Origin of the sequence: Halomonas binhaiensis (assembly GCF_008329985.2) — a bacterium.
GTDB classification, from domain to species: Bacteria; Pseudomonadota; Gammaproteobacteria; order Pseudomonadales; family Halomonadaceae; genus Halomonas; species Halomonas binhaiensis.
This window is the reverse complement of the sequence record NZ_CP038437.2, coordinates 71,781-97,473: the sequence shown is the minus strand read 5'-3', so window position 1 is coordinate 97,473 and position 25,693 is coordinate 71,781. Positions and strand designations below refer to the sequence as shown.

The window sequence follows — 25,693 nt, the reverse complement described above, 5'->3', positions numbered from 1 at the left end:
GCATGTCCTCACGCATGCTATCGCTAGTTACACGCCCTGCAGGAGCCCATTTCATGAGCGATTACCATCACGGCGTCCGCGTCGTAGAAATCAACGAAGGCACTCGACCGATTCGCACCATCTCCACGTCAGTCATCGGTCTAGTGGCAACTGCTCCTGGTGCCGTTTCCGGTGTTATCGCCTCATTGAACATCGGCTTTGCCGCTGCCAATACCAGTATCAACTTCACCGCAACGACACCTGGAACGGATGGCAATGCCATTCGAGTACGATATGTCGACCCAGGTACTGCCTCATCTGCTCTAACCGTAAGCACAACCGGAACAGATATCACCATCAGCCTGGAAACCGATGTTGACGGAAACATCACCAGCACTGCAGAAGATGTCGTTACCGCCACAAATGGAGATCAGAACGCCTCTGCTTTGGTCAATGCCGTCGTTGATGGTGTCGGAACAGGCATCCTGTCCGCAGTGGAATATCAGTACCTGTCTGGTGGCCTGGACGAGGTTTTCCCACTTGATACTCCGGTACTCATCACAGACCCACGTGGTGCTGCTGGAAAAGCTGGTATCGAGGGCACACTGGCCCGTGCACTGGATGCCATCGCCGACCAGACGAAAGCCATGGTGGTTGTGGTGCGCGTCGCTGAAGGTGATACCGACGATGAAACCAAGACCAATGTCATCGGCGGCACCAGTGCCAATGGCAAGAAAACCGGCATGCAAGCATTGCTCGCGGCTGAGCAGCGATTCGGGGTCAAACCTCGCATCCTCGGCGTTCCTGAGCTGGATGATGCCGATGTGGTCAGCGAACTGATCGGGATTGCTCAGAAGCTGCGTGCTTTTGTCTATGCCAGTGCTGGTGGTAGCGCGACCAAAGAAGAAGCGGCCATGTATCGCGAAAACTTCGGGGCTCGCGAAGTGATGGTGATCTGGCCGGACTTCACCGGCTGGGACACTGCTACCAGCACCACGCGCAACCTGTCTGCCGTGGCTCGCGCACTCGGCATGCGTGCGAAGCTCGACAACGAGATTGGCTGGCACAAGACCTTGTCCAACCAACCAGTCAATGGCGTCACCGGCATCTCTGCCGATGTGTTCTGGGATCTGCAGGATCCAGCCACCGATGCGGGTTACCTGAATAGCCACGAAGTTACCACCTTGATCAATCGCGGCGGCTTCCGGTTCTGGGGCTCCCGCACCTGCACTATCGATCCGCTGTTTGCCTTTGAGAACTACACCCGCACAGCGCAGGTGCTGGCTGACACCATTGCCGAAGCGCACCTCTGGGCAGTCGATCTGCCGATGCATCCGTCCCTGGTCAAAGACATTGTCGAGGGTATCAACGCAAAGTTTCGCGAGCTCACCCGTCAAGGTTACATCCTCGGCGGTGTCGCCTGGTTCGATCCCGAGCTCAACAGCCCCGAGGTGTTGAAGGCTGGCAAGTTATACATCGATTACGACTACACCCCGGTGCCACCTCTCGAAAACCTGATGCTCCAGCAGCGCATCACCGATCGTTACCTGCTGGACTTCGCCGACCGCGTTGCCGCCGCCTGATCCCTAGGAGACTGAACTATGGCACTTCCGCGCATCCTCAAGGATTACAACCTGTTCGGTGACGGCCACAACTGGCAGGGCCTGATCCCGACACTCACCTTGCCCGAGCTCACTCGCCGTATGGTCGAGTACGAAGGCGGCGGCATGGATGGCCCTGTCGAGATTGATCTCGGCCAGGAAAACATTGAGTTCGAATGGTCTCCGGGGGGGTTGCTGCCCGAGATCTTTGGTAGTTACGGCAGCCCCATCCACGACACCGCCATGTTGCGTTTTGTCGGTAGCTACGAGAGCGACGAGGACGGCGAGGTGGTGCCTGTCGAGATCGTCGTGCGCGGCCGCCACAAGACCATTGGCATGGGTGAAGCCTCGAAGGGTGATGCCAATACCCAGTCCGTCACGACCACCTGCAGCTACTACAAGCTGACGATCAATGGCCAGGTAAAGATCGAGATCGACAAACCCGGCTATGTGTTCATCGTCGACGGTACCGACCGCCTCGCCGAGCGCCGCCAGGCACTGGGCCTCTGATTCACTACCCCGATTAGTCCCCACCAGGGGAAAGCTGAGCCATCAGGAGAATGACTGTGGAAGACAACACCACAACCGAACAGAAGCCCAAAGCGACCTTCGAGACCGTCGAGTTGGACGAGCCGATTGCCCGTGGCAAAACCACCATCCGCGAAATCCAGGTGCGCAAACCGAAGTCTGGTGCGCTGCGTGGTGTAGCTCTGACGGACATCCTGCAGATGGACGTCAGCGCGTTGACCAAGGTACTACCACGTATCACCGAGCCCGCCCTGACCGAAGCCGATATCCGGGGGCTGGATCCTGCCGACCTCGTGCAACTGGGAGGCACCGTTGCTGGTTTTTTGCTACCGAAGAAGATGCTCGAGGGCAACGAGTAGCATTGTCCGAAAGCGTGGATGACGCCATGGCCGACCTGGCCATGGTGTTCCACTGGGGTCCCATGGAAATGGACGACATGGAACTTGCCGAGCTCATGGCGTGGAGAGAGCGAGCCCGCCTTCGCTACGAACCCAAGCCCTCTCCCAAACCCCGCAAGTGAACCCGACCTGATCCACTCCGCCACGGTAAGGAATCCAGATGGCCAACAAGCTCAGTCTACAAGTCATCCTGGATACAGTGGATCGGGCCACCCGCCCCCTGAAGAAAATCACCCAGGGCAGTGGCAAAACCGCTGAAGCTCTCAAGGCCAGCCGCGACCAGTTGCGCCACCTTGAACGTGCCCAGAAAGATCTGCGCGGTTTCCGTAACCTCAAGCGACAGGCCGATACCTCAAGCCGCGCCCTCAAGGATCAGCAGCAGGAGATCCGAGACCTATCTCGGCAGATCAAGAATGCCGAGGGAGATACCACTGCACTGACGCGCAAGCGAGATGAAGCCATTCGTCAGGCACGCCGACTCAGCCAGCAGTACGGGAATGAACAGCGGAAGCTCCAGCAACTACGTAGCAGCATGACTCGGGTCGACGGTGTGACGGGTAAGCTCGGTGACCAGCAACGTGAGTTGCAGCGCCGGATCCAACAAGCCAACCAGGAGATGCAGAAGCAACAGCGCCACTTGGGAGAAATCGCCCGCAAACAGCGCTTGGCGGCAGAAGCTTCTCGACGGTATCAGCGGGGCATCTCGCATGCCGGTCGCGTTTCGGGGGCCGGTGCTGCTGGACTTGCCACTGGCGGCGCAGCGCTCTACGGGGGCGCTCGAATGTTGGCTCCGGGCGTCGACTATGGTGCGGCCATGTCGCGTGTTCAAGCACTCACCCGCCTGAGCAAAGATGATCCGTTGATGGAAGGCTTGCGCAGTCAGGCGCGTGAGCTGGGATCGAGCACATCATTCAGTGCCACCCAAGCTGCCGATGCCCAAGGCTTCCTGGCCATGGCGGGTTTCGATCCCAAGGCGATCATGGCAGCCATGCCTGACATGCTGAACTTGGCCAAGGCCAATGGCACCGACCTGGGGCGCACCGCAGATATCTCCTCGAACATCTTGTCTGGCTTCGGGCTGGATCCCGCGCAAATGGGGCGTGTCGGTGATGTGTTGACCGCGACCACCACTCGAGCCAACGTGAATCTCGAGATGCTGGGTGAGTCGATGAAGTACGTTGCACCACAGGCTCGAGCGATGGGGGTCTCGATAGAAGAAGCCGCCGCCATGACAGGCCTATTGGGGAATGTGGGTATTCAGGGCAGTCAGGCCGGTACGACTTTGCGCGCGATGATGACACGCCTTGCCGCACCAACGAGCAGTGCCGCTGGTGCCCTCAGGGAACTGGGCGTTGATGCCAAGGATGCCGATGGCAATCTACGCCAGGTGCCTAAGATCCTTGCTGACGTGGCCAGGGCAACCGAGAACATGGGTAATGCCGACCGAGCCGCTTATCTGAAAGATATTTTTGGCGAGGAGCCCGGTGCCGGTATGGCGGAACTCATCGCCCAGCAGGGGTCTGCAGGTATCGAGAAGTTTGTGGAGATACTCGAGAATGCCGCTGGCGAGAACGCCCGGGTAGCCAAGACCATGGCAGACAACATCCAAGGCGATCTGCAAGGGCTGGGTAGTGCCTGGGAAGAAATCGGCATCACCATCACTGATACCAACGAAGGTCCATTGCGTGACCTGGTCCAGAACGTCACCGCAATTACTCGAGCTGTTGGCAACTGGATGAAAGAAAACCCTCGACTCACCGGTCAGCTGGCTGTGGTGGCTGCAGGCCTTGCTACCCTGGTAGCGGCTGGCGGCAGCCTGATGGTTATGCTCGGCTCGATTCTCGGCCCCATCGCCATGGTGCGATATGCCCTTACCTTGCTTTCATTGAACCCTGCCAGCCTGACCATCATGGGCATCGTCGCGGCTGCCACTGCCCTGGCAGGTGTAGCGTACCTGGTGTATCGCAATTGGGATGCTATCGCCAGGTGGTTCGGAGATCGGTGGGAGCAAGTCAAAGCTGCCTTTCAGGAGGGCATTGGAGGGGTTTCACGCCTGATCATGGATTGGTCGCCCCTCGGGCTACTGTGGCGAGGCATCAGCGCAGGATTAGAGATGCTGGGGGTGAACATTCCCGAGAACATGCGCACGCTGGGTGGTGCCATCATTGATGGATTGATCGGCGGAATCACCGCCAAGTTGGCTCCTCTCGGAGAGTCAATCAGCGAGATGGGGCAGAGTGTTATCACCTGGTTCAAAGAGAAGCTCGGTATCAATAGCCCTAGCCGTGTATTCGCTGAGTTTGGTACCAACCTCATCGAAGGTCTGGTCAACGGCATAAAGGAACGCTGGCAGTCTCTGAAAGAATCCATCGGCAATACGGCTGATGCCGTCGTTGGCTGGTTCAAGAGCGCCTTGGGCATCCATTCGCCCTCGCGTGTGTTCGCTGAACTGGGTGGCCACACCATGGATGGCTACCAGCAAGGCATCCAACGCAGTGAGCGCGGACCACTCGATGAGATTGCCGCCTTTGCCAAGCGCATGACTCAGGCAGGTGCCGGAATTGTCCTTGGGGCATTGGGGATCACGACGGCCACCGCCGGAGTGCTGGACACCGCCTCGATAGCAAACGTGCCTATCGACCACCGGCCACCACTGTCTGCCGGCATCAATGGCGACGTGACCATCAGCATTGGCGACATCAATGTCTATGCCGCGCCAGGCATGGACGAGCAAGCCCTCGCCCGCTATGTTGCCGCCGAAGTTCAGCGCGCCCTGGACCGAGCTGCCCGAGAGCAATCTGCACGTCGACGCAGTGCCTTTCACGATATCGACTGATCAGGAGCTTCACTTATGATGATGGCCTATGGCTTGTTCGTGTTCGGGCTGAGTACCGCCAGTTATCGAGAGCTTCAACGCCGAACGTCCTGGCGACATGCACCGCAGAGCCGAATTGGCAGGCGGCCTGCTCGGCAATTCCTCGGACCTGCAGATGACACCATCACGCTCACAGGAACCTTGCTGCCCCATTTCACCGGTGGTCAGCAGAACCTGGACTATTTGCGAGAGATGGCCAGCCAGGGAGCAGCTTGGCCATTGATCGAGGGCAATGGCAGCTACTACGGCCTGTTCATCATCGAAAGTATGAACGAAAGCAAGAGCCACCATATGCGGGATGGTAGCGCTCAGAAGATTGAGTTCGACCTGACTCTACAGCGCATTGATGAGGATAGCGGTGATGCCATCAGCCGCCTCGGCAACGTAACGGCCCGCGCACTGACTGGAGCCCTGGCATGACGGCATGGTTTCTCCAGCAGCAAGGCCGCCCAGCCAGAGTGCCCAGTTATGATATATCCCTGGCTGGCCAGCGCATCAGCCCGGAATTCGGTTCCCGCTTGCAGTCTTTGCGTCTGACCGACCGCCGTGGCCTTGAGGCCGACCAGTTGGACATCGAGCTCGAGGACCATGATGGACGTCTCGACCTTCCCTCTCGCGGTGCAGAGCTGCGATTAGCGCTGGGCTGGAAAGGAGATGGTCTGGTGGATCGAGGCACTTATATCGTCGATGAGATCGAGCACTCTGGGGCTCCAGACACCCTCACTATCCGCGCACGTTCTGCTGACATGCGTCAGGATCTCCCCGGCAAGCGCACGCAGAGCTGGGACGACATCACTGTGCGCGACATCATCTCCACGATTGCAGAGCGCCATGACCTCGACCCCAAAGTATTGATGGACCTAGCCGGGATCCGGGTGGGGCACATCGACCAGACTGACGAGAGTGACCTGCATTTTCTGACGCGCCTGGCCGAGCGCTACGATGCTGTGGCTACCATCAAAGCTGGCAACTTGCTGTTTATCCCTGCTGGACAGGCCACTACGGCAGGCGGAACCGAGATCCCACCGATTCGGCTCTATCGCCAGGTGGGTGACACGCATCGCTATACCGTCTCCGATCGTGATGCGTATACCGGAGTGAAGGCATTCTGGAATGACACTGCAGGTGCCGAACGCAAGATAGTGATCGCCGGAGAGACCGAGAACCTGAAAAGCCTGCGTCCGACCTATGCCAGCGAGGAGGATGCGCTTGCGGCTGCCCGTGCAGAGTGGCAACGGCTCCAACGTGGCGGTGCTGAGTTCACCCTGGATCTAGCTGAAGGGCGGCCAGATCTCTATCCCGAGACGCCTGTGCAGTTGCAGGGGTGGAAACGGCAGATCGACGAGACCCGTTGGCTGATCACCGAAGTAGTGCACACACTGAATGACAGTGCCTACACCACAGCGCTGACTATGGAAGTGAAGGGTTGACCTTGTCAGAACTGACTGGGAATGAGAAATGCCTCTCCGGCCGGTACTTTGCTGTATGTCCGGTCAATGGGGGTTGCCATCAGGTCGCAACGCAAGGCGGGTTCCAGCAAGTAATCCAGCCTCGATGTATCGATGATTGCTGGCGACAGCCAGTCCTCGTAGGCATCTTCAGGCAGCCATAGCGGCATCGACTTGCGGTGAATGTCCTTCAGGGGATTAATACCCGCCAGGGTGATGATTGACGCGGAATAGACCAGTTCACCGGTTACCTTGTCGACCCACTCCTTGTACAGCCCGCCAAAGGCGATGGCACTGCCGTCCGCCGGTTTGAGCAAGTGGGGCTTCTTGCCGTCCTGGCTCTCCACGAACGCTGTGGCCGGAATGATGCAGCGGCTTTGGCGGTATTCCGGTTTCTTGGGCACTTTCCGATAGTTGGTATTGACCGAGAAGAAGTCCTTATGGGGCTTCAAGCCCTCTGCTGTCTGCTGCAAGTACAGCCACCAGATAGCAGGCCGCACGACGTGGCCACCATCGGACCCAGTAACGATGCTGATCAAACTTCCGGGTTTGAAGTTTGTTCCGTAGATCAAATCGTTATGACTCACACCTAGCCTTTCAGCTAGCTGCGTAGCGCCACTTGTCTTGACCAAGACGTAATTGGTACACATACTTTTACCTGTATATATATCCAGGCTTAGAGAATGTCCGTTACCCTCGTATCACGTAGCGAGGTTGAAAGCGCCTTCGCTGCCCCATGCTTTCTGGCCCGCGTCCGTGCTGGTTTCCCCAGCCCGGCAGACGACTACATGGACCGCCGTCTTGACCTCAATGAGTACCTGATCCACCACAAGGAAGCGACGTTCTATTGCTGGGTACAAGGCGAGTCCATGGAAGGTGTCGGCATCTTCGACGGAGATTTACTTATCGTAGACCGCGCAGAGGATGCGCGGGACGGAGATGTGGTGTTGGCCAGCCTGAACGGCGAGCTGACATGCAAGATTCTGGATATTCCGCGCCGGCGGCTGATCGCAGCCCACCAGGATTACCCGCCCATCGTCATTTCTGAGGGTGCCTGTTTCGAAGTAGAAGGGACGGTCATCAGTTCGATTAGGCTTTTCCGTGCTCGCCCTCGTTGACTGCAACTCGTTTTATGCGAGTTGCGAGCAGATCTTTCGGCCCGATCTACGCGGCAGGCCCGTGGTGGTGCTCTCGAACAATGATGGTTTCGTCGTGGCCAGGTCGAAGGAGGCCAAGGCGTTAGGCATTCCGGACCTTGAACCCTTCTTCAAGATCGAGCGCCTGTTACGCCAGCACAACGTGGCCATCTTCTCGTCTAACTATCCGCTGTACGGTGATATTTCCGACCGCGTAATGACCACGTTGCAGACATTCAGCCCAAGAATTGAGGTCTACAGCATCGACGAGATGTTCCTCGACCTGGCCGGCATGCAAGTGGACTTCCCGATACTGGGCAGGGAGATCAAGGACCGCGTATGGAAGCACGTCAGAATGCCGGTGGGGGTAGGTATTGCACCCAGCAAGACGTTAGCGAAATTGGCTAACCGTGCGGCAAAAAAGATTCCCAAGTGCAATGGCGTTTGTGTGCTCGATGAGCCCCACAAGTGGGAATGGCTATTGAAGCGCACCCCGGTGACGGGGATTTGGGGGATAGCAAAACGCCTGGCCAGGCGCCTCGAAGAACTGAACATTTACACTGCATGGGATTTGGCCACAGCGAATGCCAAGGTGGTCAGGCGGGCAAGTAGCATCAACCTGGAACGCACAATAGAGGAACTCAACGGGCGTCCGTGCCTCGCCTTGGAGGACGTACCACCAGCAAAGAAACAGATCTATTGCACCCGGGGATTCGGTAAGCGTTTGGACACCCTGGAACCAATTCAAGAGGCAGTGGCGCTGTATGCTTCCCGCGCCATCGACAAGCTACGGGCACAGAATGGTCTGGTCACCACACTGCATGTGTTCTTGCATACTTCACCATTTGAACCCGGCTTCTACAGTGCCAGCACCGTTGCACAATTGCCTTACCCCACAGATGACGTGCGGCTTGTCGCAAGTACCGCGCGGAAGGCAGTAGCAGAACTGTATCGGCCTGGCCATCAGTTCATGAAAGCCGGGGTAGGGATGATCGAAGTGCTGGACCGGCGATACCATCAGTTCGATATGCTCGAACCCGGCCAGTCATTGAAATCTGACAAGTTGATGGCCGCACTGGATGCGATCAAAAAACGGCATGGCAAGCAGGCGGTGTATCTCGCCGCCCAGGGCGTCACACAGCCATGGTACATGCGGCAGCAATTCCGTTCGCCTGAGTACACAACGAGCTGGAGAGGCCTGCCCGTTGTGATTTAGGTGTTTAGAAAAAGGCATTTATGAACCAAGTCAACATAAGCCCTCCCCCTAGAACCATATAAGCAACAAAAAATTTCCATAACTTGCGTATGTATGTATAGATAGAGCCAATAAGGAAATATGTTGGGGTGCCAAAAATAAACAAGTTGGCAAGGACCGTATGCACTGACTCGGAATTACCCGAATAAATATTGACTCCCCATAATGCGTTAATCCAAGTATAGAAAAACCATAAAAGGGGATATATCAAGAACGCTTTCTCGATATGCTCTTTACTAATTTTCGCAGCTCTGGCAAAAATATACAAAACGAAATATATGATGGCAGTGATCAGAGCTACCATGAATCCACCAAACATGAAATATACAGCCACAATTAATCCTCTACTATATCCAGGGTGAATTCCATATCAGTAAAGACAGGCTTATAGCCATATCCTACATAGTGTTGAAGCAAGTACCAAGACCTGAAGCCTTCTAACAACTCATATTTATTAATAGAGCTAAAGCTTGGGTGGTCAATATCTGGCCGGTCTAGGCCAAAGTGGTCTTGGGCTACATATCGTAGACTACCTCGGATTTGGCCAGTTTCTGTATGTCTTTCAAGGCTATCAGCATAGACTTCCAATGCCCAAATATCATGGACTGAAACAACAGTTCCATTTATCAAATTGTTTGCCATATTGTTGGAAATATTAAATTTCGGCAATCCAACGGCATGTTCAGAGCTTGAAAGATGGCGTGCTGATTGAGACAGTATGGTTTCATCTAGAATATAAGCATTATTTTTCAAGTAGTCTTTGATAAAGCTAGTTAGAGATGAATGGAATTCTTTAGTTGTTGAGTCTTGGCGTAGAGCTCTACTAAGCAAACTACTTTTATAGTGTCCACCTTGGTTAGACTCAAACTTATCAACCAACTCACCAAATATATTTTGAGTATCACCTTTCCAGGAGAAGATACTCTTCAAACCTCTCATCCGATCAAAATGCTCTTCTACAGGCAGAGAAAACTGATCTTCACCATGAATAGTGTATCCCTGGGGATAAGAGTGATAAACCGACTGTTTGAACGGTTGGTCAAACCCATACTGCTCTATTTGTTCTTTGGATTCATCCTTATAAAGCATGTCAGGAGCAGAGGAATCATTCATCCTGCGCTGTGTTTGATAGATCAAAGCAGGAAAATCAGCTTCAACAGGAACCCACATACCTTTTTGATCTGTCGAACGCCCTTCAGGTGTAAAGCTCGCAGGAGTAGCTGACTGTGGGGAATATTGCTGAGCACTGGTTAGTGCTCGAGCACGGGTAGGAGTTTCGTCGCCGCCTAAGTGGTGCATAGAGGCCTGAGAGGCAATAAGTTGTGCTCCACAACCTGTATGGCACCCATGAAATGCCGCCTGCTTGCCATTGATGATGATAGTTGGATGCCCCTCGATGATCGGACACACCCCATGTCCCTTTTTTGGGCAGGCTACCATGTCACCAACCACTGCCGCCGCAAGACCGTTCACGGTGTAGTTCGGCTGACCAGAGATGACACGACCACCATGAGTAGTAGCGTCACCAATAAAGATCATTCCATCTCCAGGATCAAACATGCTCCCCCTCCTTGGAAAATTGCTCCCTAAGAATCTCTGAGAGTAACACTTTGTCTGTCGCCACAGAATTCCCGAGTCCCTGCTACTGAAGCAAAATAGGCAATATCAGAAACTTCTCAAATGATGTCAGATCGAGAGGACGCTGTTGCGTTACGGTTGACAAGGACTTGGTCGGTCAGATTACAGTTCAAGTAGACCAACCAAGGAGTGGCGATATGAAAATCGATGGCAAGAGTGTAGCGTTTGTTGGCGACAAGGTTGAATGTGACTGTACTAATGGACCACACCACATCATAACTGGTACCAACGTGGTCGAGCGGGTCGAGAAAAATGGCGAGAAGAATAGCATTGCAAGGATAGGTGACAAGACCTCCTGCGGGGCAATCATCAAGTCAGGCTCAAACGAGATAGGAATTGATGGGACTGGTGTGGCAGTGGATGGAAGCCTGACATCATGTGGTGGGATAGTTCGGGTTGTTGAGAAATAGGATATTTCTCGCAGTCCAAGACGCCATTTAGCTAAGGTACGTGCAATAGAAACTCAAGTAATCGAGAAGACAACACAATGGCCTGAGCCACCCCATTGTGTTGTCTTCTCACCGCTTTTATAGTTAATAACCTATTTAAAAGATATCACTTCATCCTATGCCGAGATAGTTAGAAAGCAGTGTTGAAAGCACACCTGAGATCACATCCCAAGCCATTCCTGTGATGACAATAGCTGCTGGCACAATATAGGCCCATTTAATGCCCCTTCTCTTGGCCCGATGGTTTTCTGAAGATCTAGAGGCATCATTTCTAGAAGAAGAATTTATCCATGTTATATGTTGCTCTCCATGACCTCCATTTTCCCTTGATTTTTTTGCTCTATATGCAAGATTATTAGCTAAACCAATAAGGCGTAACCCGAAGAGAAAAGCCAAATACACAACCAATGGATAAATATTATCCACAGAAAAAATACGATGCAGGTTCAATGGGATTATCAGGGGGTCAAACAAAGGGGTAAAAGGCACAAGCTCATAAAGCTTTGCAATAGCATTTGCAATACCCCTATCCACAAAAGTGGCTCCAAGATTAAACAGAGACCATGCTCCAAACAAAACAGACAATATCAGCCAGTATCCTGTCAAAGCCACCAGAAGTGCACCTGCAATGCGTTTCAACCAAATTTCTTTTTGCATCCTTGCAATACCTTTCTTCCAGGGAATAAAAATCCGCCTCACATTAGGAGACGGTATTAGTGATAGAGGGAGTTATTCTTGTTGAGCGGTGGTGGCCTATCACTACTCCACGACAATCATTCTGCTTGGCGAAAACACCTTGACCACCGCCAGCAGGTATCATGCGAAAAGATCCACCGATACGATGGCAATGGAAGAGGCGAAGCTGGCCTTCAATGTCCATCAAAGCCAGATCGCCATGCTGTAATGCTCGTGCTTCGTCTACTACCAGCACGTCGCTTTCCTGAATTTTTCCTTCAACTCCAGCTTCATCTGAGACTTCCACCAGATAGCAACTGAGGGGAATATCTCGTACCCCAAGCGACAAAACATATGGATCGGTAAGGCCCGGTACTACCGGGCCAAGATATGTAACTAACATGAGCCTTCTCAATACAGAATCTTTGACTACTCAAGACTTCGATTCATTGGGATTTCTGGGTTTTGCAGTGAAATAGTTTCCATTTTCACTCCAGAATTGAAGGCTCCCAGTTTTGTCTATGACGAAATACTCACCGAACTCATCATCGTGTTTTTGGAGGCGAAGAGTTCCATCATCGAGTTCTGATGCACCATAAGAGGTGGTATTTACTCCTTCACCGGGAAAAACATCATCGATGTAATAGTTTCCATCCTTCTTATAAGCTACCGCCAGATAATTGAAGCCTCTCTCAATGACCCATGATCCTAAAATATTTTCGTATTTATCAGATGTATCATAGCGCTGAAGAGCATCAAACTCATCTGGATTCAAGCCTGAGATGCTTACATTTAAGTCAGGGTTATAGTGTGTTGTTCCCCAATAAGAAGATCCCGGATTTTGGCCATCAAGCCGATAACCAATGAAAGTGCGATCAACTCCCTGATCACCATTTGATTTAATGGTCTTTCCGATTAACTCAAGAGTTGGTTCATCTACTCTTTGATGAAGTTTAACTTCGACAGTTCTTTTATATGGTCGCTGAACCTTATCGCTCAAAATAGTATAAAGTGAAGCTATATTTGGTTGATCAGCTTCCTGTACTTCAACATCATTCGTAGATGCAGTTTTCACTTCACTAGAGTCAGGTTCCGGGCCAAAAATAGCAAAGGCAATAATAAATATAAAAAAGCCGAAAATGGTGCCTGCTATGGACCCAGAAAAGTGGCGTACCAGGAAGCCTCTCCCCTTGTGCTTGAGCTTGTTGTTGACGAACCGCCAAGCAATGACGAGTCCCACAAAGAAAAGCGAAACCAACATTAGTTCTTTCATAGTGTTCCCTACGACTTTGGCCCTCTAGCGGGGCCTGTTTTTGAACATAATCACATCACCAGTTATGCAGGTTCGTGATTATGCTGTTATGCGATCCTGCCAATTTTTACTACGCAGCGACCAAGAAGCTCCACAGAAGACATTTTCTCAGGTGGAATCATTTCTGGCTGATAGTGGCTGTTGTCGCTGAGAAGCATCCAGGCACCACCTGCGCGACCCGCGTCGCTCGCTCTGATGACGATCTGGTCGGCCTGCTCACCAACACCCAGACCATCACCTCGATTCCTGCTGCCGCAACCTGTCGAACATGGGCAGGGTCTAGACCTTGTGCGGTCAAACGAAAACAAGGTTCTCGATGTTCTCCTGCTCGCCAACATTCCGCTGCCCCCCAATGAAGCAGCATCCGGAGCTGCTGCTTCTTTGCGCCCAGTCATCAGATAAAGCGTATCCACACCGGCATCTGCAAGGGCTTCGATGTAGTCGATCTGCGGCTTTCTATCACCGCTTTCGTAGTTCGCCTGCGAGCGGTTAGACACTCCTGCAAGCTGCGCGAACTTCTCCTGCGAGAGCTGCATGCGGAGGCGCTCGGCTTTCAGTCGTTCATGAAATGACACGCGAACCCCAAAAAGTTTTGACATATGCACAAACGTGCAATATGTTTTGAGCACATAGGAACAAATGAGCATGAACAAACGTTGCATCCTGCACGATTGCAACTGTTCATAACAGTTGAAAGGAACATTACCGCATGAACACCTCCGTGAATACTCCTGCGCCTGTTAACCGTTCACCTAGTGGATGCTCCCGTCCAGTCACAGCACTGCTCACTGAGAGCGAGAGACAACAGCTCGAGCAGTTGGCGAAAAATGAAGGCCGCACTATGTCCGCGACTTTCCGCCTGTTCTATCTGCGGGGTGTAGAGGCTAACAGCCAAACACCTGCAATTGCCTAATCCGCAAAGGAACACCGTCATGTACCCGGACCCAAAACGTGTTCGACAGAAAGTCACCGTGTACCTCGACCAGTACGAGGCCGATATCGTCGCTGCTCATGCCAACTACATGGGCGTATCCAAGGCAGAGGTCATGCGAACCATGATCATCAAGGAAGCCATGGAAGTTCTGGGCATCGACCTTGATGACGTAAAGCCAACTATGGCGGCTCGTGCTTCCTGAATGAAGGGGCGAATCCACCGTGCAAAAGAGGTGCGCATGCCTGAGCAACCCATACCAGTCGACGACAGGATGGCAGCCATTCTCGACGAGGTTTGCCAGCGCTGTGGTCTGGAAACTCGGGAGCAAGCCGCTGAATTCCTGATTCGACGCCGCATTCGCCGAGGAAGTAGCAGCCTCACTGGACGAGGGAGAGCGCTGTATCCCGTCAACAATCGAGGAGGTAGCCGGTGAGGATCACCTGCCCACATTGCCAGTCACGCACTATCACCCGCTCCAGCCGTCGGCCGGTCCCGGTGTTCATCGAAGCGTATGCCCAGTGCATCAACCCGGATTGTGGGTGGGCCGGCAAATTGCAGGTCGAAGTGGTACTCACCACCAGTCCCAGCCGATGCCCCAATCCCGAAGTAGCCATTGCCCTCGAGCCTCGCAGCCGCCAAGTGCTGCTCGATCAGCTTCAGTCCAGCTGAATCCCCGTTACAGGAGACATCCCATGAGCACAGTCGTGCCTTTTTCTGCTACCCGAGCTCCACAGCTCGACCCGCATAATCTCGCTACTGCCGAACTATTCCGTCTGCGCGGGACGAACCGTGTATCAGCCTTGACCAACTGCATCGAGCACCTGATGGTCAACCATGACATGCCAGAACACGTTGCCGAGATCACGGCGCTTCAGGCGTATGCCGATATCGAGAGCTTGAACCAGGTAGCTCGAGTCGACATCAATTCCACGACCTCCCACCTAGTAGTGCTTCGCACAGAAGGCGGACGCCCTGTGGCATTCACAGTGACTGAGCTACTGCGGTTGCTGAACCGTGCTCGTGATGGAGGTGAAGCAAAAGTGGTGGACCGCGAGTCCCGACGCCCGGTCGTCATAGAGCACTGACCACTGCCTATTCCCGTATCAGATCGATCGAGTACCGGAGGTCATCACCATGGCTGCAACCGTCCATCCATTGCCCACATCTCACCAGAGTTCCGCCGTACAAGCTGACCGCGGGGATTGGGGAAAGCTGTGTGCTGAGTTGAGAGATCGCCAGGCCGACAAGGACTTGGCAGAGCTGTGGCATGACCTCTCCCATCCGGAGCGGCGCACCTTGATGGCCAGTGCCAACTTTCACCATCTTCAACGTGACCCTCGTCGGGTCATTGAAGACATGAGCAAGGCTGACCGTGATGCCATCCGTGCGTCCATTCATCGCATGAGCCGTTACTCCTCACAGCTTCGTGATCGACTTCATGGGGAGCATCAACATCCCAGCCGTGAACTTGCCAGCCATGCACGTGAGGCGCTTGCCGCAGGTGATACCGAGGCCGCTATGCACTGGCTCTCTATCATCGAGAGAGGCATAGCATGACAGCGCTGGAAACCTCCCTTCAGTTCGGAAACCACGAATGTCACAAGTGGCGTGAGGCCAATTTTTGGACCCCGCTCCCAAGCTTGGCAGAAGACCTTGCTTCAGGCTTTGTGCACATTGCCCGTCGCCACGGTAATGCAGCAGGCAACCATTGGCTGCGTCGTCATGCCAAAGACTTGGTTGAGCCAGGCCATATCTTTCAGCGTTTTGCTCCCATCGCTGATGACCTCATGAAAGGTGCTGCAGCGATCCGAGCTCGTGAGAACAATTCTATCGAGGGCATTCGGGCAGCCAACGATTGGCTGATCGACATTGAGAAGCGCCTGAAAGTGGGCTCATTCACAGCCACTCATGATGATGATGCGCTTGTTTCCTATGCGGAAGCCCAAACCAGGGCAATTGAGCAAGAGCGCGACAGCATCATTGGCAATATCGCTGACTACAACCGGCGGCGGCGTAATGGTCTGCTGCCAGTACCGGTGCCGCCTTGTGAACTGTCAGGGCCGTTATCTGAGAGGGCACGTCAGTATCGCGAACACGTTGCCGATTCACGTAACCCTCTGACACCACCACCCTTGTGCGTACCGTTGATGGCGGTATTCCACTTCAATTATCTGCCACCTATGAGCCTGAGTGTGGCCACAGAGATGGCCCTTGGTCAGGCCAGAAAACGTGCTCGTTTGCATAGCATCGTGCCACCCCCTCTGAGCTGGAGTAGCGAACGACAGCTGGCTCGTTTGTCATGTTCATTGTGGTGGCGTCGTCAGTTGCGCCGAATCTGCGGTCGCCGCCTTGAGCAGGTGCAACGTGATGCCCACCGCGTACATAAGCGTGCGGGTATCTATTGCAGCAACATGACTTTGGCTCGCCGTAGCCAGCAGAAGATCCGTAACCGTGCTTTGCTCGAGACCCTGGAAGCCATCAACCAGGATGGCCAGACATACACTTTGGCCGAGCTCGCCGAGCTGGGCCTGGCCAACGCTGATCATCGTCGTGCCGAGTTGATGCTCCGCATTCGGGATACCGAAGCCGAGGCGCAGCGACTTGGCCACCTTGGCATGTTCTTCACTATCACTGCTCCATCGCGCTTCCACCCTGTACATGCCAGGAACTGCCGCCGCAACAATAAGTATGACGGCAGTACCCCGCGGGAAGCTCAACAGCACTTGCAGAAAGTATGGGCCAAGGCTCGCGCCAAGCTGGCCCGTGAAGGCCTGGCTGTCTATGGCATTCGAGTCGTGGAGCCTCATCACGATGGAACACCGCATTGGCACCTGTTGCTGTGGATGAAACCAGAGGATGAGCCTCGGGTGGTCGAGGTCCTGCGAGAGTATGCCGAGTCCGAGTCACCCGAAGAGCTGTATGACCGTTGGGGCAACAAGTCTTCTGCCCGTTTCAAGGCCGTCAAGATCGATTACAGCCGAGGAACAGCAGCTGGCTATGTGGCCAAGTACATCAGCAAGAACATCAACGGCCAGCAGTTCATGGAGGCCGACAACTACGGCCAGGAGATGGCCTCCAGTGCGCCACGTATCGAAGCCTGGGCGGCTGTATGGGGGATTCGCCAGTTCCAATTTGTAGGGCTGCCATCCGTCACAGTGTGGCGGGAAATCCGCCGTTTGACGGAACAGCAGTCCGAGCAACTGCGTTTGTGGGAAGAAGCTACCCGTCCAATCCCCCGGGCAGCCAGGTGCCTCCATGAAATCCGCAAGGCTGCCAATGCAGGTCAGTGGGATCTCTTTCTACGCCTGATGGGCGGCCCCAACACACCAAGGAAAGACCAACCGATCAAGCCTTGGGTCGTCACTCGGATGGACCCCAATCGAGATCCATTCAGTCACGCCACTGGCGAGGTCATCACCGGTATCGAAAAACGTGGCCGCTATGGCGAAGCCATCAAATCCACCGTTGGCCTGGTGGTGAAGGATGGTAGAGGCGATGCCTCTGAGTACCTCACACGCCTGTTTCGCTGGGAGATTCGTTCACGCAAGCAGAATGCTATGGGTCGTTTCGGAGTCGGCGAAGCCGGCGACGCTTGGACTTGTGTCAATAACTGTACGGGGGTCGATATTACCCCCCGAACCCCGCCTCCAGAGATCCTCGCCGACCAGCTCAAGCGGTTCCAGGAGTGGCGAGAAAGCGAAGTTACCCGCGCGGAGATAGAGAGCGCCGATATCGAAGCGCGATATGTCCGGGCTGCAACACAGCGGCTCATTCAAAACGACCCGACTGCACGGCGAGTTCTCGCTGAGCGTGGTCAATCCATTCCAGCCCCAATGCCTGGGCAGGAAGAGTACTTCCCGCCAGAGCTGTGCTGAGCCAATACGACAGGGAGAAGAACATGCATACACAACACCACGTTAACCAATCTGTTCCTCACGGCATTCTGCAGGATGCTGGAGAGCTGGCCGTCCTGTCCGAGGACAACGGCCAGGTCCGTCACCGCTACGCCATGGTCATTGCCTTCGACAGCGAAGAAGCGCTGCGCACTGCCCTTGAGGAGCACCGCTGTGCCTATCGGGATAGCCAGGCTATCCAGGAGCGCATCCATGAATGATCGCTTCTTCATGGTGTTCGACCCGCAAGGCCGGGTCGATCCCTACAGCACTGCCACCAGCCAGAGCTTGGCCATGCAGCGTTTTGCCTCGCGTCGTGCGGGCCGACCTGTGCGTTCTGCAGTTGCCTGGCTGCTGTGGTTTCCCCTGTGGAGCCGTGGCTATCGAATCGCTTACCACCCCGCTATCCCTGAGAAGGAACTCGCCAATGGCTGATATCGCCGACATTGCCAGCGACCTGATGGAACGCCGCATGGAACGTGCCATGGCCACGTGCCGCCTACCAGACACCATGGCAGCAAATGATGAATGTGAAGAGTGCGGGTGCGAGATCCCTGCCGCTCGTCGCCAGGCCGCGCCCTGGGCGACCACTTGTATTGAGTGCCAGGGTATCCGCGAAAAGAATGCCGGGAGGTATCGACATGCATGATGCCAAACGTGAGCGTATCAGCAGCTTGGTTCATACCAGTGCCCAGGACGCCTGTGTCAGCCTGACGCTGATGCTCCAGCGTGAAGGCCCAGCGTACACCCTCGAGATCTGTGCAGCTGCCCTGATCCGCCTCGATGCCACTTGCGTCGAGAAGGTCAGCCACCGCAAGGTCTTCGCTACGGCTGCACGCAAGGCACTCAAGCAACTGGAGAAGGGGCCACTGACATGATCAGCCAGCAGACTGTGCTGTCCTGTGAGGACCTAAAGCAGATTACCGGCTACCAGCGTCCCGGCGACGTCGCCCGCTGCCTGCGCGAACAGGGCGTGAGGGTGTTCAATGGGCGCTCCGGACCCTGGACCACCATCGACCTGATCAACCAGGCCGGAGGACTCATTCAGAACGCCAATGATGATGACCTGGACGCAAGGCAGATCATATGACCGGCAAGAAACTGGAAGGTACTCGACGCCGCCAGAGCGATACCATTCCCAAGCACATCGACCAATCACGGTTACCCAAGGGGGTCTATTTTGACCCCCGAGGGAGAGGCCGCTGGTACGCGCTTTCCCGAGACGGTGCTGGGCGTCAGCGTCGTAGCAATATCGCCGATGCCCAGGCTACGCTCTCGGAGCTCCATCGAATCATGGAGCAAAGACAGGGCATCGATCGGGAGACACTTCGATATTTAGCGGACCAGTTCCATCAGTCGGCTCAGTACAAGAACCTCGAGGTCAAGACGCGCAAGGACTACGACTACTGTCGTGATCTGGCGCTGAACATGCCGACCAAGCTGGGCAAGCCCCTGGGTGACCTAGCCACCCGTCATTTCAAACCGGCCCTGGTCCAACGCATCGTCGACAAGATCGCTGCCGAGGGCACTCCAGCCAAGGCAAACCACTTACTGCGCTACCTGCGCAGACTGTTTCGGTGGGGCATCAATCGTGGCTATTGCGACAGCAACCCCGCCCAGGGCGTGGAGTCGGCCAAGGAGCGTCGCCTACGCCGCCTGCCGGAGCTCGACACCATTGAACGGCTGACTGCCTTTGCTCGAGAGCGTGGCCAGCGTAGCCGCGGCGAAAAAGGTGCCTGCGCACCCTATCTGTGGATCGTCATGGAACTGGCATACATCTGCCGACTACGCGGCATCGAGATTGTCACCTTGACCGATGCCAATGCCATCACTGAGGGCGTGATGACCAATCGGCGCAAGGGTAGCCGCGACAATATCGTGCGCTGGTATCCGCGCCTACGTGCTGCATGGCAGGCCGCCACTGACCTTCGTTCAAGGATCTGGAGCGCTCGAAGTACAGCCATTCCCACACTACCTGAACGTCGACTGTTAATCATTGCTGCCGATGGCGGCGAGTTGCGCAAGTCGAGTCTCGACACCGCTTGGCAACGGCTGATCAAGATGGCTATCGAGGAAGAGGTAATCAGCAAAGAGGAAAGGTTTGGCCTGCACGACCTCAAGCGCCGAGGTATTACTGACACCCAGGGCACCCGACATGACAAACAGGAAGCCAGCGGTCACCGTTCCGCAGCTATGCTAGACGTATACGATCTAAGCATTCCATTTGTTTCGCACCCAGGTGATAACCGTTGACTCATTCCTTCGACTTTGTCCCTTCCGAAATTGAAGACACTTGGATAGTCCTCAACACGTCCAATGTATCTGATTCATGTGTGAGAGTGTGTCTCTGCGATCCTGACGATCCTGACAACATACAGCTCATTGACCTGGACTTTTGGACTGAAGAAAGGAAAGAGACTTATGCCCCGGCGCCTTTGCGGAACTCATGGAGTACATTCAAGGACATACAATCATCGAGTGTCTTGGGGATAGTGAAGATCCTGGAGATGTTTGAACGAAGTAGAAGCACTTCGACATAGGGCTCTAGGAAGAACAGAAAAAGGTATGAGTGTTACGCACAACTGTTACGCACGCACAAAAAAACCGCCTAGAAGGCGGTTTTTGATATTCAGCAAGCGATTGAAACTAAAGGGCTTTCAGTATGGTGCCGACACCAGGAGTCGAACCCGGGACCTACTGATTACAAGTCAGTTGCTCTACCAACTGAGCTATGTCGGCTCTTGAACGCACCTAACACTTGCTGATGGTACTGCTTCCCAGCACCCTAAAATAGGGTTGGCGTGGCTGGGGTAGGAGGATTCGAACCTCCGAATGCCGATACCAAAAACCGGTGCCTTACCACTTGGCGATACCCCAGCAAAGTTGGTGGCCAGAGACGGAATCGAACCGCCGACACGGGGATTTTCAATCCCCTGCTCTACCGACTGAGCTATCTGGCCCCTTGCCAACGCCGCGTATTAAACCCTAAGCGGTTCTTTCCGTCAACCCCTTTCCTTTCAAAAAGATGGCGATGGGGTGAAAGACATCCTTCATTACTGATCGCGAGGTACATAGCCCTCAGCCTGGTCAGTTTCCTGATTGTCGAGGAAGCGTTCCATCTGCTCCATCAGATATTCCCGGGCGGCAGGATCGAGCATATTGAGGTGCTTCTCGTTGATCAGGCGAGTCTGCAGTGCCTGCCACTCCTGCCAGGCCTTCTGGGAAACCGTCGCTTGTATCTCCTGGCCTTTCTTGCCGGGCAGCGGTGGAAACGGCAGGGCGTCGAGCTCCTGTTGGTACTTGCGGCAGAAAACCGTCTGGCTCATGGGTGGCTCCTCATATATAGACAGGGCAATTCAGAATGCGTGATATGGAGATATACAGTTTGGGGAGCAGGATATCAGTGAGCGACGCTCTCTTCCTCCCGCTCACGCCCCTGCCATTCATGCCGAAGGCGGCTGGCTCAGGGTGAAAGGCGCCAGCGAACCCAGTAGTTTCTTCACCGGTGCAGCCAGGCCGATGGCAGCCGGGGCTTCGGGGTCGTACCACATGCGAGTCTCGGCCACGCTGTTCAGTTGCTCCACCTGCGCGGGCACTGGGGTGATCTCCAGGCGAAAATGACTGAACACATGGGTAAAGGACGCCCACGCTGCTGAGCGTAGGGCTCCCGGGGCATGCTGGGCCAGCCAGGTGTCAATCTCGGCATCCGAGTCGAATTGCGGAAGGATCCACAAGCCTCCCCACAGTCCCTCTGCCGGGCGTTGCTCAAGCAGAATGCGTCCTTGGGAATCACTCAGCACCAGCATCCGAGTAGTACGCACCGGGATGCTTTTTTTCGGCTTGGACCCGGGGAAGCGTTTCTCTTCCCCTCGGGCATGGGCAATGCACACATCAGCAAAAGGACAACGCTCGCAGTCCGGCTTGCCGCGGCGACATAGGGTTGCCCCCAGGTCCATCATCGCCTGGGTGAAATCCACGACTCGTTCGGCAGGCGTATAGTGTTCGGCCAACTGCCAGAGCCCACGTTCCACTGCTGGTCGGCCAGGCCAGCCTTGCTGGGCGTGCAGACGAGTCAAGACGCGCTTGACGTTACCATCCAGGATCACCGCACGCTGGCCGGTGCTCTGAGCGATGATGGCTCCAGCCGTTGAGCGTCCGATGCCTGGCAGTGCCGCCATGGCGTCAAGGCTATCCACAGGAAACTTTCCCGCATGCTCGGCCACTACGACCTGAGCTGCCTTGTGCAGATTTCGCCCCCGCGCGTAGTACCCAAGCCCGGTCCACAGGTGCAGCACTTCGTCCTGGCTGGCCTGGGCCAGAGATGACACATCGGGGAAGCGCTCCATGAAGCGCTCGAAATAGGGAATCACGGTGGCCACCTGGGTCTGCTGCAGCATGATTTCCGATACCCAGACCCGGTAGGGCGTGCGTTGCTGCTGCCAGGGCAGGTCATGGCGGCCATGTACATCGAACCAATCCAGCAGGCGCTTGGCAAAGGTGTCACGGTCGAGCACCGGCAAAGCAGCACCGGAGCCATCATTCACGGAAGAAATATTTGTCATAGGGGACCTGCACTTATCCTCGCGCAGTGTTCAGCACGCACGAAAAAAAGCGCCGACATGGCTGTCGGCGCAGGGACTGGCTTGCTTGGTGCTCAATTGAATAGACCACGTACTGCGTCACGAAGTTCCTTGCTGGCATCATCGCCAATACGTTCATCGAGTTTTTCCAGCTCTTTATCAAGGCGCTCTTCAAGCTTCTCCTGAGCCTCGCCCTTGGCTTCGTCCCCAGCCAGGCGGCCGAGGTTATGACGGAAAGCATCGGTGTCGAAGGAGCACCATTCATTGCTGTCCGTACCCAGAGTGCCCTCGCAGCGCACCGGGAACTCCAGCTTGGTCAGACGAGGATTGACACTGCAGGCCGCATCGGCGGTATCCACAAAGTGCCCTGCGCCTGTGGCCTCAAACACCCTGGAACCGAGATCCAGCTGACCCTGGCCACTCATTTCAATGCCCGGCAGTGTGATCAACAGATCTTCGTTGTGCGCGACGCCGTCACGAATATCGAAGGTGGCACTGATGTCCTCGAAGCGAGTGTTCTCACTCCACTCTCGAGTGGTGGACTCGCCTTCCAGGCTGGCCACTGCGGAGCACAGCTGGCGGGAAATATTAGCCCGCGGAATGCTGCCTTCCTTGATCTGCGTTTTCAGGGTGCCATTCAAATGACGCACCAGCTCATGCGATGCATTGCCACGCGAAGTAAATTCACCCTCGGCATCAAGCCGACCTGCCAAGGGAGCCGGATCCTCCCCCAGCGAGACCAGCAACGGCGCTAGGCGGACGCCCTGAACCTTGGGCACCAGCTTCCACTTCAGTGGTTTGTCCGTGGCGTCCAGCTCCCCCGTCGCCTGTAGCTTGCCTTCATGAAAGTCCGCATCGAACTGGGTAAGGCGATGCTTTCCATCCTTGCCCTGGGTCTTGAGAATGACATCCTCGTATGTCTGCCCACCGAGAATCAGTTTCCCAAGCGCAAGGTCCACGTCTTCTTCAACCTTCGCCAACCATTCAGCCGGAAGAATCGCGCTCGTCTCATCCTGGGCAATGGCGGCAGAAATGCCTGGAATACTTGCCGTCGCTTCGCCCTGGGATTCATCCGCCGGAGGCAAGTAGCTGTCGAGGTCCAGGCCCTCGCCTTCCAGGTCGACACTCAGGCTGCCACCATCGAAGCGCGCTGCCAGGTTACCGCTGAACGTCTGATCGTCCAGAACCAGCGTCAGGCCCTTGAGAGTCATCTCATCCACGCTGCCCTTCACAGGGCTGGTCAGGGCCACTTCCGACAAGGCGTCGGAACTTGCCATGTCAGGTAGCGCATTCATCCGCGTCAACCAGGGACGCAACGACATGGGAGCCAGGCGCAGCTGACCATCGTAGCTCGGTTCACCGGTCAGGTCGGCAACGTTGAGATTACCTCGCAGGGACAGGCCATCCGGGCCGGTCAACGCCATGTCACGCAATTGCGCTGTGTCCTCGGCAAGGTCGGACTCCAGCTGGAAGGCCAGGGAGAGATCGACCGGCTTTTCCCCCAGGCGCGGATCGAGCACAGAACCATCAAGCACACCGCCGCGCAGCAGCAAGCGCTGCTGGTTCAGATCCAGCACCAGCTTGTTGCCGACCAGGGTCGCCTTCTGGCTGGCACTGTCCCCCTCCAGAAGGGTATCGGTCTGCAAGGAAAAGTCCGTCAGCGCATAACGCTTGTCCACCAGGCCAAGGGCAACCTGGCCAGTCAGCTTGACACTGCTTTCCAGTAGGGGGCTGCCATTCTCTTGCTCCCCCTGCTTTTGGCCTTCCTGCTGCCCTTCTTGTTGCTGCCCCTTCGCCCCCTGATCAAATGACTTGAGCACAAAAGATGATGTGACAGGGAAAGCCGACGTCGGATTGACGTTGGTGCCATTTACCTTGAGGTCTTCGGCCAGCCAGTCACGCCCGGTCTTGGCATCGGCCAGCCGCAGGGTTCCGTTCAACACATCCACACTGGCAATGTTGAGCGCCACCGAGAATCTGCCACTGGAAAAGCTAGGGCCGGCGCTGGCGGGGGCCAGTGCCTTTTCGGCGCCCTCGCCCTTTCCTTCCAGGCGCTCAAGCAGCGTTTCCCAGTTGCCATTGCCCTGTTCATCGCGCTTGAGATTGAGGCTCAGGCCATCCAGAGTCAGGCCATCAACCGCGACCACACCTTTCAACAACGGGGCAAATGCCAGACTGACAGATGCATGGTCGATAGCCGCAAAGGGGGCAGCCTGATCAGGCTGCTGCGGCAACCAGGCTTCAGCTTGGGAAACACTGACTCCCAAGCGTGGATAAAATGACCAGTTCAGCGGCCCATCCAGTTCCAGTTCCAGGCCGGAGTGCTCTTCAACCAGTTCGACCAGCCGTGGCTTGAGATCATTGAGGTCGAAGAAAGTGGAGACATAGACCACGGCCCCAACCGCCACCAGAGCGAGTACACCGACTACCGCCAGCAAGGTTCTCAACAAACGTTTCATCGGCCACTGTCTCCTGTGGGCAAAACGAGCTCAAAATAGTCACCCGTTCGCGTAAGGTGGTATCCCATACGCTGCAGCAGCACCTGATCGGCCACCTCCAGCTGCGCTGAATCCACTCTCAGGCGCATTCCCTTGCCGCCAGCTTCGGCGCTGATCAATGCCATCAGTCGAGAGCCCACACCGCGGCGACGGGTGGTCTTGCGCACGCAAAGATCGGATAGACGCCAGGCATCGCCATCCACATATACGGCAACGGCGCCCAGCAGGCGATCGTTGAAGCGGGCAGCCAAGAAGAAGCCCCTGGCCAGGTGCTGGGTGACATAGGCCCCTGGGGATAACTGGATACGATTTTCAGGAGCATCGGCATAAATGCGCGTCAGGTCGATGCGCACTTGCTCTTCAGCGTCCCAGACGGGCTGATCGACGCGATAAAGAGTCACCGGCATAAGCAGTCTCCATTGGCCGGGAAGCGACATGAACTGCCGCAAGAGTGGGCGTATTGTAGCGGATGGGGTAAGCGATTCACTATAATG

General features: G+C 55.4%; 32 protein-coding genes and 3 tRNA genes. 22 read left to right on the top strand and 13 right to left on the bottom strand.

The features are described from left to right. The first annotated feature begins 53 nt into the window (after positions 1–53). Genes E4T21_RS00535 through E4T21_RS00505 form a run of 7 tightly spaced genes read left to right on the top strand, consistent with a single transcriptional unit; the run spans position 54 to position 6,811 of the window. Positions 54–1,562, top strand: a complete 1,509-nt coding sequence (locus E4T21_RS00535) for a phage tail sheath protein (protein WP_149282555.1) — start codon at positions 54–56, stop codon at positions 1,560–1,562. Positions 1,563–1,580: 18 nt separating this feature from the next. Continuing rightward, positions 1,581–2,090 carry a phage major tail tube protein gene (locus tag E4T21_RS00530; RefSeq protein ID WP_149282553.1) on the top strand — a complete coding sequence of 170 codons (510 nt, stop codon included), beginning with the start codon at positions 1,581–1,583 and terminating at the stop codon, positions 2,088–2,090. A gap of 56 nt (positions 2,091–2,146) precedes the next feature. Then, positions 2,147–2,467 carry a phage tail assembly protein gene (locus E4T21_RS00525; RefSeq protein ID WP_240349243.1) on the top strand — a complete coding sequence of 107 codons (321 nt, stop codon included), beginning with the start codon at positions 2,147–2,149 and terminating at the stop codon, positions 2,465–2,467. A 2-nt stretch (positions 2,468–2,469) separates the two neighbouring features. Next, positions 2,470–2,628, top strand: coding sequence for a GpE family phage tail protein (locus E4T21_RS00520; protein ID WP_275898214.1), 159 nt, complete (start codon positions 2,470–2,472; stop codon positions 2,626–2,628). 38 nt (positions 2,629–2,666) lie between these two features. Continuing rightward, positions 2,667–5,342 carry a phage tail tape measure protein gene (locus tag E4T21_RS00515; protein ID WP_149282549.1) on the top strand — a complete coding sequence of 892 codons (2,676 nt, stop codon included), beginning with the start codon at positions 2,667–2,669 and terminating at the stop codon, positions 5,340–5,342. 15 nt (positions 5,343–5,357) lie between these two features. After that, on the top strand, positions 5,358–5,801 hold the full coding sequence (locus tag E4T21_RS00510; RefSeq protein ID WP_149282547.1) for a phage tail protein: 444 nt from the start codon (positions 5,358–5,360) through the stop codon (positions 5,799–5,801). After that, positions 5,798–6,811 carry a phage late control D family protein gene (locus E4T21_RS00505; RefSeq protein ID WP_149282545.1) on the top strand — a complete coding sequence of 338 codons (1,014 nt, stop codon included), beginning with the start codon at positions 5,798–5,800 and terminating at the stop codon, positions 6,809–6,811. The genes E4T21_RS00510 and E4T21_RS00505 overlap by 4 nt, the downstream gene beginning before the upstream one ends. 5 nt (positions 6,812–6,816) lie before the next feature. Here E4T21_RS00505 and E4T21_RS00500 read toward each other — a convergent pair whose 3' ends face one another. After that, on the bottom strand, positions 6,817–7,479 hold the full coding sequence (locus E4T21_RS00500; RefSeq protein WP_149282543.1) for an SOS response-associated peptidase: 663 nt from the start codon (positions 7,477–7,479) through the stop codon (positions 6,817–6,819). Between the two features lie 33 nt (positions 7,480–7,512). Here E4T21_RS00500 and E4T21_RS00495 point away from each other — a divergent pair, with 33 nt between their 5' ends. Continuing rightward, complete coding sequence (locus tag E4T21_RS00495) at positions 7,513–7,947, top strand: LexA family protein (protein WP_149282541.1); 435 nt, start codon at positions 7,513–7,515, stop codon at positions 7,945–7,947. Then, positions 7,931–9,181: a Y-family DNA polymerase gene (locus tag E4T21_RS00490; RefSeq protein ID WP_149282539.1), complete on the top strand. Its 1,251-nt coding sequence runs from the start codon at positions 7,931–7,933 to the stop codon at positions 9,179–9,181. Before E4T21_RS00495 ends, E4T21_RS00490 begins: the two co-directional genes overlap by 17 nt. 375 nt (positions 9,182–9,556) lie before the next feature. On the opposite strand, the gene E4T21_RS00485 is transcribed toward E4T21_RS00490, so the two are convergent. Then, positions 9,557–10,780 (bottom strand): PAAR domain-containing protein, encoded by a 1,224-nt coding sequence (locus E4T21_RS00485; protein ID WP_149282537.1) that lies wholly within the window; start codon positions 10,778–10,780, stop codon positions 9,557–9,559. A 167-nt stretch (positions 10,781–10,947) separates the two neighbouring features. On the opposite strand from E4T21_RS00485, the gene E4T21_RS00480 reads away from it, so the two are divergent. Beyond that, entirely contained in the window at positions 10,948–11,268 is a 321-nt protein-coding gene (locus E4T21_RS00480; protein ID WP_420827718.1) for a PAAR domain-containing protein, read from the top strand. Between the two features lie 150 nt (positions 11,269–11,418). Here the strand turns inward: E4T21_RS00480 and E4T21_RS00475 are convergent, their stop codons facing one another. From E4T21_RS00475 to E4T21_RS00460, 4 genes are all read right to left on the bottom strand, one after another. After that, positions 11,419–11,964 (bottom strand): hypothetical protein, encoded by a 546-nt coding sequence (locus tag E4T21_RS00475; RefSeq protein ID WP_149282533.1) that lies wholly within the window; start codon positions 11,962–11,964, stop codon positions 11,419–11,421. A gap of 43 nt (positions 11,965–12,007) precedes the next feature. Further along, positions 12,008–12,385, bottom strand: coding sequence for a S24/S26 family peptidase (locus E4T21_RS00470; protein WP_149282531.1), 378 nt, complete (start codon positions 12,383–12,385; stop codon positions 12,008–12,010). Positions 12,386–12,415: 30 nt separating this feature from the next. Then, positions 12,416–13,255, bottom strand: a complete 840-nt coding sequence (locus E4T21_RS00465) for a hypothetical protein (RefSeq protein WP_149282529.1) — start codon at positions 13,253–13,255, stop codon at positions 12,416–12,418. Positions 13,256–13,341: 86 nt separating this feature from the next. After that, positions 13,342–13,941: a helix-turn-helix domain-containing protein gene (locus tag E4T21_RS00460; protein ID WP_240349411.1), complete on the bottom strand. Its 600-nt coding sequence runs from the start codon at positions 13,939–13,941 to the stop codon at positions 13,342–13,344. A 285-nt stretch (positions 13,942–14,226) separates the two neighbouring features. Here E4T21_RS00460 and E4T21_RS00455 point away from each other — a divergent pair, with 285 nt between their 5' ends. The 12 genes from E4T21_RS00455 to E4T21_RS21390 all read left to right on the top strand — a co-directional run bounded on the left by E4T21_RS00455 (position 14,227) and on the right by E4T21_RS21390 (position 20,374). Further along, positions 14,227–14,430 (top strand): hypothetical protein, encoded by a 204-nt coding sequence (locus E4T21_RS00455; RefSeq protein ID WP_149282525.1) that lies wholly within the window; start codon positions 14,227–14,229, stop codon positions 14,428–14,430. A gap of 36 nt (positions 14,431–14,466) precedes the next feature. Then, positions 14,467–14,661, top strand: a complete 195-nt coding sequence (locus E4T21_RS00450; RefSeq protein WP_149282523.1) for a hypothetical protein — start codon at positions 14,467–14,469, stop codon at positions 14,659–14,661. After that, positions 14,658–14,897 carry an ogr/Delta-like zinc finger family protein gene (locus E4T21_RS00445; protein WP_149282521.1) on the top strand — a complete coding sequence of 80 codons (240 nt, stop codon included), beginning with the start codon at positions 14,658–14,660 and terminating at the stop codon, positions 14,895–14,897. Before E4T21_RS00450 ends, E4T21_RS00445 begins: the two co-directional genes overlap by 4 nt. A 23-nt stretch (positions 14,898–14,920) precedes the next feature. After that, entirely contained in the window at positions 14,921–15,313 is a 393-nt protein-coding gene (locus tag E4T21_RS00440) for a hypothetical protein (protein ID WP_149282519.1), read from the top strand. Between the two features lie 49 nt (positions 15,314–15,362). Continuing rightward, positions 15,363–15,785, top strand: a complete 423-nt coding sequence (locus E4T21_RS00435) for a hypothetical protein (RefSeq protein WP_149282517.1) — start codon at positions 15,363–15,365, stop codon at positions 15,783–15,785. A gap of 83 nt (positions 15,786–15,868) precedes the next feature. Then, positions 15,869–18,103 carry a replication endonuclease gene (locus E4T21_RS00430; protein WP_187775067.1) on the top strand — a complete coding sequence of 745 codons (2,235 nt, stop codon included), beginning with the start codon at positions 15,869–15,871 and terminating at the stop codon, positions 18,101–18,103. A 23-nt stretch (positions 18,104–18,126) separates the two neighbouring features. Continuing rightward, complete coding sequence (locus E4T21_RS00425) at positions 18,127–18,342, top strand: hypothetical protein (protein ID WP_149282513.1); 216 nt, start codon at positions 18,127–18,129, stop codon at positions 18,340–18,342. Continuing rightward, a complete protein-coding gene (locus E4T21_RS00420; protein ID WP_149282511.1) occupies positions 18,335–18,556 on the top strand; it encodes a hypothetical protein in 222 nt (73 codons plus the stop codon). The genes E4T21_RS00425 and E4T21_RS00420 overlap by 8 nt, the downstream gene beginning before the upstream one ends. Then, on the top strand, positions 18,549–18,770 hold the full coding sequence (locus E4T21_RS21520; protein ID WP_149282509.1) for a TraR/DksA C4-type zinc finger protein: 222 nt from the start codon (positions 18,549–18,551) through the stop codon (positions 18,768–18,770). The genes E4T21_RS00420 and E4T21_RS21520 overlap by 8 nt, the downstream gene beginning before the upstream one ends. Then, complete coding sequence (locus E4T21_RS00410) at positions 18,763–18,999, top strand: hypothetical protein (protein WP_149282507.1); 237 nt, start codon at positions 18,763–18,765, stop codon at positions 18,997–18,999. Before E4T21_RS21520 ends, E4T21_RS00410 begins: the two co-directional genes overlap by 8 nt. After that, positions 18,996–19,211, top strand: coding sequence for a DUF4224 domain-containing protein (locus E4T21_RS00405; protein ID WP_149282505.1), 216 nt, complete (start codon positions 18,996–18,998; stop codon positions 19,209–19,211). The genes E4T21_RS00410 and E4T21_RS00405 overlap by 4 nt, the downstream gene beginning before the upstream one ends. Further along, entirely contained in the window at positions 19,208–20,374 is a 1,167-nt protein-coding gene (locus tag E4T21_RS21390; protein ID WP_149282503.1) for a site-specific integrase, read from the top strand. Before E4T21_RS00405 ends, E4T21_RS21390 begins: the two co-directional genes overlap by 4 nt. 410 nt (positions 20,375–20,784) lie before the next feature. On the opposite strand, the gene E4T21_RS00395 is transcribed toward E4T21_RS21390, so the two are convergent. The 7 genes from E4T21_RS00395 to E4T21_RS00365 form a co-directional block, all read right to left on the bottom strand. Beyond that, a tRNA-Thr gene (locus E4T21_RS00395) sits at positions 20,785–20,860 on the bottom strand. A 63-nt stretch (positions 20,861–20,923) separates the two neighbouring features. Then, positions 20,924–20,998: transfer RNA gene (locus E4T21_RS00390), tRNA-Gln, on the bottom strand. A gap of 7 nt (positions 20,999–21,005) precedes the next feature. After that, positions 21,006–21,081 (bottom strand) — tRNA-Phe (locus E4T21_RS00385). Positions 21,082–21,174: 93 nt separating this feature from the next. Then, the gene (locus E4T21_RS00380; protein ID WP_149282501.1) at positions 21,175–21,447 is read right to left on the bottom strand and encodes an oxidative damage protection protein; all 273 of its coding nucleotides are present in this window, start codon (positions 21,445–21,447) and stop codon (positions 21,175–21,177) included. A gap of 117 nt (positions 21,448–21,564) precedes the next feature. Next, the gene (mutY, locus tag E4T21_RS00375; protein ID WP_149282499.1) at positions 21,565–22,683 is read right to left on the bottom strand and encodes an A/G-specific adenine glycosylase; all 1,119 of its coding nucleotides are present in this window, start codon (positions 22,681–22,683) and stop codon (positions 21,565–21,567) included. 92 nt (positions 22,684–22,775) lie between these two features. Beyond that, positions 22,776–25,160, bottom strand: coding sequence for an AsmA family protein (locus E4T21_RS00370; RefSeq protein ID WP_149282497.1), 2,385 nt, complete (start codon positions 25,158–25,160; stop codon positions 22,776–22,778). Then, positions 25,157–25,606 (bottom strand): acetyl-CoA sensor PanZ family protein, encoded by a 450-nt coding sequence (locus tag E4T21_RS00365; RefSeq protein ID WP_149282495.1) that lies wholly within the window; start codon positions 25,604–25,606, stop codon positions 25,157–25,159. The genes E4T21_RS00370 and E4T21_RS00365 overlap by 4 nt, the downstream gene beginning before the upstream one ends. Between the last annotated feature and the right edge of the window lie 87 nt (positions 25,607–25,693).

Coding starts and splice junctions, on each gene's coding strand:
- E4T21_RS00535 (WP_149282555.1), top strand. CDS start 54: ATGAGCGATTACCATCACGGCGTCCGCGTCGTAGAAATCAACGAAGGC.
- E4T21_RS00530 (WP_149282553.1), top strand. CDS start 1,581: ATGGCACTTCCGCGCATCCTCAAGGATTACAACCTGTTCGGTGACGGC.
- E4T21_RS00515 (WP_149282549.1), top strand. CDS start 2,667: ATGGCCAACAAGCTCAGTCTACAAGTCATCCTGGATACAGTGGATCGG.
- E4T21_RS00510 (WP_149282547.1), top strand. CDS start 5,358: ATGATGATGGCCTATGGCTTGTTCGTGTTCGGGCTGAGTACCGCCAGT.
- E4T21_RS00505 (WP_149282545.1), top strand. CDS start 5,798: ATGACGGCATGGTTTCTCCAGCAGCAAGGCCGCCCAGCCAGAGTGCCC.
- E4T21_RS00500 (WP_149282543.1), bottom strand. CDS start 7,479: ATGTGTACCAATTACGTCTTGGTCAAGACAAGTGGCGCTACGCAGCTA.
- E4T21_RS00495 (WP_149282541.1), top strand. CDS start 7,513: ATGTCCGTTACCCTCGTATCACGTAGCGAGGTTGAAAGCGCCTTCGCT.
- E4T21_RS00485 (WP_149282537.1), bottom strand. CDS start 10,780: ATGTTTGATCCTGGAGATGGAATGATCTTTATTGGTGACGCTACTACT.
- E4T21_RS00475 (WP_149282533.1), bottom strand. CDS start 11,964: ATGCAAAAAGAAATTTGGTTGAAACGCATTGCAGGTGCACTTCTGGTG.
- E4T21_RS00470 (WP_149282531.1), bottom strand. CDS start 12,385: ATGTTAGTTACATATCTTGGCCCGGTAGTACCGGGCCTTACCGATCCA.
- E4T21_RS00465 (WP_149282529.1), bottom strand. CDS start 13,255: ATGAAAGAACTAATGTTGGTTTCGCTTTTCTTTGTGGGACTCGTCATT.
- E4T21_RS00460 (WP_240349411.1), bottom strand. CDS start 13,941: ATGCTCATTTGTTCCTATGTGCTCAAAACATATTGCACGTTTGTGCAT.
- E4T21_RS00455 (WP_149282525.1), top strand. CDS start 14,227: ATGTACCCGGACCCAAAACGTGTTCGACAGAAAGTCACCGTGTACCTC.
- E4T21_RS00450 (WP_149282523.1), top strand. CDS start 14,467: ATGCCTGAGCAACCCATACCAGTCGACGACAGGATGGCAGCCATTCTC.
- E4T21_RS00440 (WP_149282519.1), top strand. CDS start 14,921: ATGAGCACAGTCGTGCCTTTTTCTGCTACCCGAGCTCCACAGCTCGAC.
- E4T21_RS00435 (WP_149282517.1), top strand. CDS start 15,363: ATGGCTGCAACCGTCCATCCATTGCCCACATCTCACCAGAGTTCCGCC.
- E4T21_RS00425 (WP_149282513.1), top strand. CDS start 18,127: ATGCATACACAACACCACGTTAACCAATCTGTTCCTCACGGCATTCTG.
- E4T21_RS00420 (WP_149282511.1), top strand. CDS start 18,335: ATGAATGATCGCTTCTTCATGGTGTTCGACCCGCAAGGCCGGGTCGAT.
- E4T21_RS21520 (WP_149282509.1), top strand. CDS start 18,549: ATGGCTGATATCGCCGACATTGCCAGCGACCTGATGGAACGCCGCATG.
- E4T21_RS00410 (WP_149282507.1), top strand. CDS start 18,763: ATGCATGATGCCAAACGTGAGCGTATCAGCAGCTTGGTTCATACCAGT.
- E4T21_RS00405 (WP_149282505.1), top strand. CDS start 18,996: ATGATCAGCCAGCAGACTGTGCTGTCCTGTGAGGACCTAAAGCAGATT.
- E4T21_RS21390 (WP_149282503.1), top strand. CDS start 19,208: ATGACCGGCAAGAAACTGGAAGGTACTCGACGCCGCCAGAGCGATACC.
- E4T21_RS00380 (WP_149282501.1), bottom strand. CDS start 21,447: ATGAGCCAGACGGTTTTCTGCCGCAAGTACCAACAGGAGCTCGACGCC.
- mutY (WP_149282499.1), bottom strand. CDS start 22,683: ATGACAAATATTTCTTCCGTGAATGATGGCTCCGGTGCTGCTTTGCCG.
- E4T21_RS00370 (WP_149282497.1), bottom strand. CDS start 25,160: ATGAAACGTTTGTTGAGAACCTTGCTGGCGGTAGTCGGTGTACTCGCT.
- E4T21_RS00365 (WP_149282495.1), bottom strand. CDS start 25,606: ATGCCGGTGACTCTTTATCGCGTCGATCAGCCCGTCTGGGACGCTGAA.